General features: G+C 68.2%; 9 protein-coding genes. 2 read left to right on the top strand and 7 right to left on the bottom strand.

What is annotated here, in order from left to right; genetic code table 11:
• Positions 1–566, bottom strand: a 566-nt coding sequence (locus tag FL311_RS20880; RefSeq protein WP_141327438.1) for a DUF4339 domain-containing protein, incomplete at its 3' end; no start/stop codon positions are given.
• 16 nt (positions 567–582) lie between these two features.
• Positions 583–957, bottom strand: a complete 375-nt coding sequence (locus FL311_RS20875; RefSeq protein ID WP_046715860.1) for a response regulator — start codon at positions 955–957, stop codon at positions 583–585.
• Positions 958–1,039: 82 nt separating this feature from the next.
• Between FL311_RS20875 and FL311_RS20870 the strand changes: the two genes are divergently transcribed.
• Positions 1,040–2,431, top strand: coding sequence for a M20/M25/M40 family metallo-hydrolase (locus tag FL311_RS20870; RefSeq protein WP_194869290.1), 1,392 nt, complete (start codon positions 1,040–1,042; stop codon positions 2,429–2,431).
• 35 nt (positions 2,432–2,466) lie between these two features.
• On the opposite strand, the gene FL311_RS20865 is transcribed toward FL311_RS20870, so the two are convergent.
• Complete coding sequence (locus FL311_RS20865; protein WP_141327436.1) at positions 2,467–2,934, bottom strand: NUDIX hydrolase; 468 nt, start codon at positions 2,932–2,934, stop codon at positions 2,467–2,469.
• Positions 2,931–4,388, bottom strand: a complete 1,458-nt coding sequence (locus FL311_RS20860) for a DUF2380 domain-containing protein (RefSeq protein ID WP_368668580.1) — start codon at positions 4,386–4,388, stop codon at positions 2,931–2,933. Before FL311_RS20860 ends, FL311_RS20865 begins: the two co-directional genes overlap by 4 nt.
• A 274-nt stretch (positions 4,389–4,662) precedes the next feature.
• Between FL311_RS20860 and FL311_RS20855 the strand changes: the two genes are divergently transcribed.
• Positions 4,663–4,821, top strand: coding sequence for a hypothetical protein (locus FL311_RS20855; protein WP_153882696.1), 159 nt, complete (start codon positions 4,663–4,665; stop codon positions 4,819–4,821).
• Between the two features lie 34 nt (positions 4,822–4,855).
• Here the strand turns inward: FL311_RS20855 and FL311_RS20850 are convergent, their stop codons facing one another.
• The 3 genes from FL311_RS20850 to pip all read right to left on the bottom strand — a co-directional run bounded on the left by FL311_RS20850 (position 4,856) and on the right by pip (position 6,816).
• Positions 4,856–5,323, bottom strand: a complete 468-nt coding sequence (locus tag FL311_RS20850) for an NUDIX hydrolase (RefSeq protein WP_141327434.1) — start codon at positions 5,321–5,323, stop codon at positions 4,856–4,858.
• Between the two features lie 3 nt (positions 5,324–5,326).
• Complete coding sequence (locus FL311_RS20845; protein ID WP_141327433.1) at positions 5,327–5,773, bottom strand: DUF697 domain-containing protein; 447 nt, start codon at positions 5,771–5,773, stop codon at positions 5,327–5,329.
• 74 nt (positions 5,774–5,847) lie between these two features.
• Complete coding sequence (gene pip, locus FL311_RS20840; protein ID WP_141327432.1) at positions 5,848–6,816, bottom strand: prolyl aminopeptidase; 969 nt, start codon at positions 6,814–6,816, stop codon at positions 5,848–5,850.
• Positions 6,817–6,994 lie beyond the last annotated feature (178 nt).

Raw genomic sequence — 6,994 nt, 5'->3', positions numbered from 1 at the left:
GGGGCCGGCGGCGCGTACGCGGGGGCAATCGAGGGAGGAGGCGCGGGCGGCAGGGGCCCGTTCATGTCCAGCCGGGGCGGCACCGGGCGGGCCTGCTGGTAGGCGCCCTGCGAGTAGAGGACCTCCACCTCGCGCATGCAGCGCGACAGGAAGTCGAAGATCTCCGCGGACACCTTGCGCAGCTCCGGATGCGTCTCCGGGGCCAGGTGCTCGGGCGCGAAGCGCTTGGCCATGCGGAAGAAGGCCAGGCGCACCTCGTCGAGCGAGGACGAGGGCTTGGCGCCGAAGACCTCGTGTGGAGGCAGGTTCTGCAGCCCCTTGAGCTGGGTGCGCAGGCGCTCGGCCTGCTGCTGCTCCACGGACTGCGACGGGCGCGCGGCGGTGAACAGGTCCGCCAGCTCCGGCAGCTCCTGGAGGGCCACCCATTGGGTGCCATCGCGCGACGCGCGCACGGCGGCCTTCATCCGACCGGAGGCGATGAGCTCGCGCAGGGCCTGGAGGGCGATGGGCCCCAGCACGCGGCCGAGATTGTCCGCTACCCAGTAACCGACAGCAGGAGACGACACGCAGACACCTCTGAGGTCAGTGAGCCAACGCCTGGCGCACGGCCGAGGCGATTTCCAGCGGATGGAAGGGCTTACCCACGAAGCCCACCGCGCCAGCGGCCATGGCCTGCTCCACCACGGGCTCCGCGTCCATGCTGCTGATGACGAGCACGCGCGTGCCGGGCGACACCTGCTTGATGGCGCCGAGCACCTCCAGGCCGCTCTTCTTCGGCATGAACAGGTCCAGGAACATCACCGCGGGCTTCTCGCGGGCGGCCACCGCGAGGCCCTCTTCTCCGTCGGCGGCCTCGAGCAGTCGCAGCTCGATGCCCGTGTCGGCGATGACGTCCTTGAGGATGCGGCGCACGAAGCTGTCGTCGTCGACGAGCAGCAGTGTCGGGGTGTCGGACATGGCGCCGCATGATACTTGGACCGCGCAACATCCGCGCGAGGGTCTGCGTCGCCTGCCTGCCTTTTTGGGTTAAGGGGTGAGCATGTCCATTGACCAGGCCCTCTCTCACTTCGAGTCCCAGAAGAACGTCTACCTCGAGGACCTCATGGCCCTCGTGCGCATACCCAGTGTCTCGTTCCCTGGCTTCGACGCCGCCCGTGTCCGGCAGAGCGCCGAGGCGACTTCTCGACTCTTGAGGGACCGTGGGTTTGAAAACATCCAGCTACTCGAAATCGGGGAGGCCCATCCCTATGTGTATGGGGAGGTCCTGCGGGCGCCAGGTGCACCGACGTTGCTGTTGTATGCCCATCACGACGTGCAGCCGGCGGGGGATGAGTCGCTCTGGAAGAGTCCGCCGTTCGAGCCCACGTTGCGCGACGGGCGGCTGTACGGGCGGGGCACCGCGGACGACAAGGCGGGCATCGTGGTGCACACGTCGGCGGTGGACGCGTGGCTGAAGGGCGCGGGGAAGCTGCCGCTCAACGTGAAGGTGCTCATCGAGGGAGAGGAGGAGATTGGCAGCGGGCACCTGTCGGAGTTCCTGCGTCGGCACGCGGCGCTGTTGCAGGCGGACGCGATTGTGCTGACGGACACGTCGAACTTCGACACGGGGCTGCCGTCCATCACCACGGCGCTGCGGGGGCTGGTCACGGTGGACGTGGAGGTGCGGGGGCTCAAGCAGGCGGTGCACTCGGGGATGTGGGGTGGGCCGGTGCCGGACCCGGTGATGGCGCTGTGCCGGATGCTGGCGACGCTGACGCACGCGGACGGCTCCATCGCGATTGAAGGGTTGGGTGAGAAGGTGAAGCCGCTGACGGCGGGGGAGCGCGCGAGCATCCAGTCGTTGCCGGGGGACGAGGCGACGTTCCGCGAGCAGGTGGGGTTGTTGCCCGGGGTGGAGGTGCTGGGCGGGCGGCACCCGTACGAGACGAACTGGCGTCAGCCGAGCATCGCCATCAACGCCATCCAGGCCAGCAGTCGCAAGGACGCGCGCAACATCATCTGCGACGCGGCGTGGGCGCGAGTGGGCATTCGCATCGTTCCGGACCTGGACCCGGTGGACGTGGAGCGGCGGTTGAAGGAGCACCTGCGCAAGGTGTGCCCGTGGGGGCTGGAGGTGGAGTTCCAGACCGAGGGCGCGTCGGGGTGGTGGTACACGGACCCGTCGCATCCGGCGTTCCAGGCGGCGTTCCGTGCGCTGGAGAAGGGGTACGGGACGAAGGCGGTGGCCATCGGCTGTGGCGCGTCCATTCCGTTCGTGGAGCCGTTCGCGCGGGAGCTGGGCGGTGTGCCCGCGCTGCTCATCGGCGTGGAGGACCCGTACACGTACGCCCACTCGGAGAACGAGAGCCTCCACGTGGGCGACTGGGAGAAGTCCATCCGCAGCGCCATCCACATCTACGAGGAGCTGGCGCGGGCGCTCACCGCGCGGTGAGGTGGGGAGGCCCTGACGGAGGCTGCCTTCGTGGCTCAGGCGCCTTCGTCGGGGAGCAGCGTGCGGAGCAGTTCGTCGTCGGGTCCGAGCGGGCGCCAGCCGGCGGGTGGTGGGCTGGCGAGGAGCATGTCGCGCACCTGTCGCACGCGCTCCTCATGGGTTTCTGGGGTGTACGCCGACCAGCGACCCAGCGCCATGGCGACCTCGAAGCGGCTTGAGTCGTTCAGGATGGACGGCCAGCCGTTGGGGAGCCCCTCGGCCAGCTCGCGCACGAGCACGTCGCGAACGAAGCGCGTGACCTTCTGGTTCAGCTCCGCCTCGTACAAAAGTCCGCTCAACAACTGCACAGCGGCAACGTCGTTGCCCAGTTCGTCTGCCAGGATGTGTAGTGGAACAGCAGGGTGTGCCTCGGCGAAGGCGGTCAGGGAGTCGAAGCCTCGCTCGCGGACCCGTTCGTACAGGCGTGCCTTGATGTTGCCCTGCCACGCCCCTCCGCCGTTCATCGTCCTCTCCCACGGGTGAAGCTCATCGGGATTCTATAGTCCCGCATGCTCTTCGCGACGAGATTCAGGATCTCGTTCCGCGTCAGGGGGCGGCCCATGGCGATTTCGGCGTCGCCCAGGGTCTTCATGATCAGCCGGTTCCACTCGCCCGGCCAGGTGCGCCCCAGCTTCCAGTTCGCCCCACCGTGAATCGCCTCGTGATCCGCCTGCTCCAGACGCACGCAGAACTGGTCGATGTCCATGTCGCCCCTGAATCCGCGTTGCTCGAACCATTTGCGATGCTCATGCGGCAGGACGTGGTGCTTGGGGGCTTCGGACATTCCCGCGCCCGCCTTGCCCGTCACCTGCATGCCACGCACTTCGGGACTGTCACCCAGTGCATCACGCACGCCCTTGGGGAGGTCCTGGCGCGCCTGCGACATCAGCACCTGACCGCCGTGGATGCGGACAGCCGCGCTCGCGACGGGGAGTGAGATGACGCCCGCCTGGACCAGCCTTCGCATCATCTCCACCCACTCGGCGGAGACGACGAGCCGCGAGCCCGCCATGACGCCTCCCGAGCTCATCGCCAGGCCCACGCCGAGCGTCGCGGGCGCAGATGGGGGTAACCGGGGCAGCGACATCTTCAGCGTGGAGATGAGCGCGAGCATCTCCATCACCTGAACGGCGACCATGACCTTGCCGCCCGATTCCATGGCCGAGCGTGCATCTCGATGAATCGCGTCGAACTCGCGTGTCAGCTTCCCCATCAACTCAGGCATCGCGGTCGATGCTGCTTCGGCGCGCTCCGGAGCCAGTGACGCCAGGTCTTTCTGCACGGGCTCCATCAATCCCTGGACGCGATGTAAGTCCACGAAGAGCTTCTCTGTGCCGCACATGGGGCAGTCTCGTAGCAGTGCGTCAGCAAGTTGGAGGAAGTCCACCCACGAGGCGAGGAGGAGGGCTCCTAACATCGCGGACTGGAGGCGGGTCCCCGACATGCGGAGGATGCCCAGCTCCATGTCCGGGTCCTCCACTTCCGAGGCCGTTTCCACCAGCGTGGCGGTGCTCCTCAACGCACCGCGAAGCCACGTCAGTTGATGCGCGCCGTAGTCGAGGTACCTCGTGAACACTCCATCGAGCCCTCGGTCTCCCAGGGCAACAGGACGCGAGGCAAGCTGTGCGCGCGTGGCTTCGGTGGCCTTCAAGGAGTCCTCAACCTCGGCAATGGCGTCGAGGACTGCTTGACGCGTCAGCGCGACGCTGGGCGGTTCACCCTGGATGGCGAGAGATCCAACTCTCGTCACCTCGCGTTGTTGCTTGTGTCGCCAGAGCCGTTGTCGTCCCTTTGCCCCCTCCGTGGAACCGTGCTGGGAGACCGAGGCACATGGGGCCTCATCGAGAGGTGCTTCGACCTGCGAGGCAGGCGCGACGACGCGTGGCTCGTAGTTCAGCGTTCCGCCGCGCTCGGTCACACGACCCCCCGAGGCACAGCCTGTCAGTAGCACTGATAGGGCAATCAGGACATCCGCGCGCATGGTCCACCTCGGGTCCGCCAGGATGAGCGCTCCTGACGACGAGTCACGTTCCGCTCGATGAGAGGAATGTGTGGGGCCGTTTCCCGTCCGAGATCGTGCAAGAGCAGGCTCACGCTACCTCCTGCCTCAACCGGTTTGAACGACGCGCCAGGTCCATACCCGCGTCCGGCCGTGCCGGATGCAATCCAGCGTGACGTTCGTCGGGAGAGTCATGGCCGAAGGTGGGGCCGGTGCTGCTCATCGGGATGGGGACTCGTGCACCTACGCCCACTCGGAGAACGAGAGCCTCCACGTGGGCGACTGGGAGAAGTCCACCCGCAGCGCCAGCCACATCTACGAGGAACTGGCGCGGGCGCTCTCCGCGAGGTGAGATTGGTGGCCCTGACGGAGGCCGCCTTCGTGACTCAGGCGCCTTCGTCGGGGAGCAGCGTGCGGAGCAGTTCTTCGTCGGGCTCGAGTGGGCGCCAACCGGCGGGCGGTGGACTCGCGCGAAGTGTGGCCCGAGCTTGCCTGACTCGCTTCTTGTGCGTTTCGGGTGTGTAGGCAGTCCATGCCCCCATCCCCATCGCAATCTCGCCACGGGTTTCGTCGTCCAGCACGTCCGGCCAGCCGCTCGGAAACCTCTCGGCCAGTTCGCGCACGAGCACGTCGCGAACGAAGCGGGTGACCCTCCTGTTCAGCTCCGCCTCGTACAACAAGCCGCTCAACAACTGCACCGCGGCAACGTCGTTGCCCAACTCGTCGGCCAGGACGTACAGCGGAACGGCGGGGCGCGCCTCGGCGAAGGCCGTCAGCGAGTCGTAGCCGCGCTCGCGAACCCGTTCGTACAGGCGCGCCTTGATGTTGCCCTGCCAGGCGCCTCCGCCGCTCATCGATTACTTCTTGCCGAACCCCAGGTGCGCGAGCGCCGCCTTCACCCAGTCCTTGATGGACACGGTCTCGAAGGGCACGGCCTCGCGGCCGGGGTACTTCTTCTCGAAGTACGTCACCGCCGCCACGCCCATCGCGAACGCGGTGCCGCCGCTGGCCGCGCCCTTCAGCAACCAGCCGGCGACCGGAATCCAGCCCACCGTCTCGCCCACGATGGAGCTGGCCGCCTTGCGCGCCACGATGCCCGCGCCCAACGTCGGAATCAGCCCGAGCGACTCACCCAGGCTGAGCTTCTCTCCGTAGATGCCCGCCACGTGATAAATCATGTACGCCTCGATGGCGGACGTGAGCGCCGTGTGCGCGCCCGGCACCGGGATGGGCAGCGCGGCGGCCCCCGCCGCCCTCAACGCACTCTCCTCCACCCAGCTTCGCGCGGCCTTCTCTGCTGACATGTGCTCGTCTCCCGAGGATTGACCCCTCCCCACCTTAGGGACTCCCCGGGCCGCGCGAAAGCACGCGGCATCTCTCACCCCGGACGGAAGCGGTCCGTGGCCTCCAACAGCGCCGCCGTCGTCCCCGGCTCGTTCGCCGAGTGCCCCGCGTCCGGCACCATCACGAACCGCGCCTCCGGCCACGCGCGATGCAGCGCCCACGCGCTCTCCGGCGGACACACCACGTCGTATCGCCCCTGCACGATGACCGCCGGGATGTGACGGATGCGCGGCACGTCCTCCAACAGCTGCGTGTCCGAACGCAGGAACCCGCGATGGAAGAAGTAGTGGCACTCGATGCGCGCGAACGCCAACGCGAAGTCCCCCGTGCTGTTTCGCGCCACCAGCTCCGGGTTGGGATGCAGGTAGCTGGTGCGCGCCTCCCACACGCTCCACGCCCGCGCGGCCTCCAGCCGGACCGCCATGTCCGCGCTCGTCAGGCGGCGGTGGTACGCGCCCAGCAAGTCATGCCGCTCCTCGACAGGAATGGGCGCGAGGTACTCCTCCCAGGCCTCCGGGAACAGCGCGCTCGCGCCCCGCTGGTAGAACCAGTCCAGCTCCTGCTTGCGCAACAGGAAGATGCCTCGCAGCACCAGCTCCGTGACGCGCTCCGGATGCGCCTGCGCGTAGGCGAGCGACAACGTGCTGCCCCACGAGCCCCCGAAGAGCATCCACCGCTCGATGCCCAGGTGCTCGCGCAGCCGCTCCAGGTCCGCCACCAGGTCCCACGTGGTGTTCTCCTCGAGGCTCGCGTGCGGCGTGCTGCGGCCACAGCCCCGCTGGTCGAACAGGATGATGCGGTACGCGGCCGGGTCGAAGAAGCGCCGCTGCCGCGCATCCGTGCCGCCACCCGGACCCCCATGGACGAACACCACGGGCTTGCCCTGGGGGTTGCCGCTCTCCTCGAAGTACAGCTCGTGGAGCGGGGACACCCGCAGGCGGCCCATGCGGTAGGGCTCCACGGGTGGGTACAGCGTCCGCGATGACCGGGACGGGACGGACATGCGCCTTCCGGGACTGCGAGAGAGCCCGAACGCTAGCGGATGCGCGCGGCTCCCGCGACGCCACGCCCCAGGCCCGCATGCGCGGGTGTTCGCGTGTCCTCTCGCTCGGCGTGGAGACTGTCAGGCAGGGCACAGCCCCCAGGCTCCGGGGCGCGCCAGGCGCGATGTGACGGCGAAG

It is taken from the genome of Myxococcus sp. AB025B, assembly GCF_006518215.1.
Taxonomy (GTDB): Bacteria; Myxococcota; Myxococcia; order Myxococcales; family Myxococcaceae; genus Myxococcus; species Myxococcus fulvus.
This window is presented reverse-complemented; position numbering and strand designations above follow the sequence as displayed.

Coding starts and splice junctions, on each gene's coding strand:
- FL311_RS20875 (WP_046715860.1), bottom strand. CDS start 957: ATGTCCGACACCCCGACACTGCTGCTCGTCGACGACGACAGCTTCGTG.
- FL311_RS20870 (WP_194869290.1), top strand. CDS start 1,040: ATGTCCATTGACCAGGCCCTCTCTCACTTCGAGTCCCAGAAGAACGTC.
- FL311_RS20865 (WP_141327436.1), bottom strand. CDS start 2,934: ATGAACGGCGGAGGGGCGTGGCAGGGCAACATCAAGGCACGCCTGTAC.
- FL311_RS20855 (WP_153882696.1), top strand. CDS start 4,663: ATGGCCGAAGGTGGGGCCGGTGCTGCTCATCGGGATGGGGACTCGTGC.
- FL311_RS20850 (WP_141327434.1), bottom strand. CDS start 5,323: ATGAGCGGCGGAGGCGCCTGGCAGGGCAACATCAAGGCGCGCCTGTAC.
- FL311_RS20845 (WP_141327433.1), bottom strand. CDS start 5,773: ATGTCAGCAGAGAAGGCCGCGCGAAGCTGGGTGGAGGAGAGTGCGTTG.
- pip (WP_141327432.1), bottom strand. CDS start 6,816: ATGTCCGTCCCGTCCCGGTCATCGCGGACGCTGTACCCACCCGTGGAG.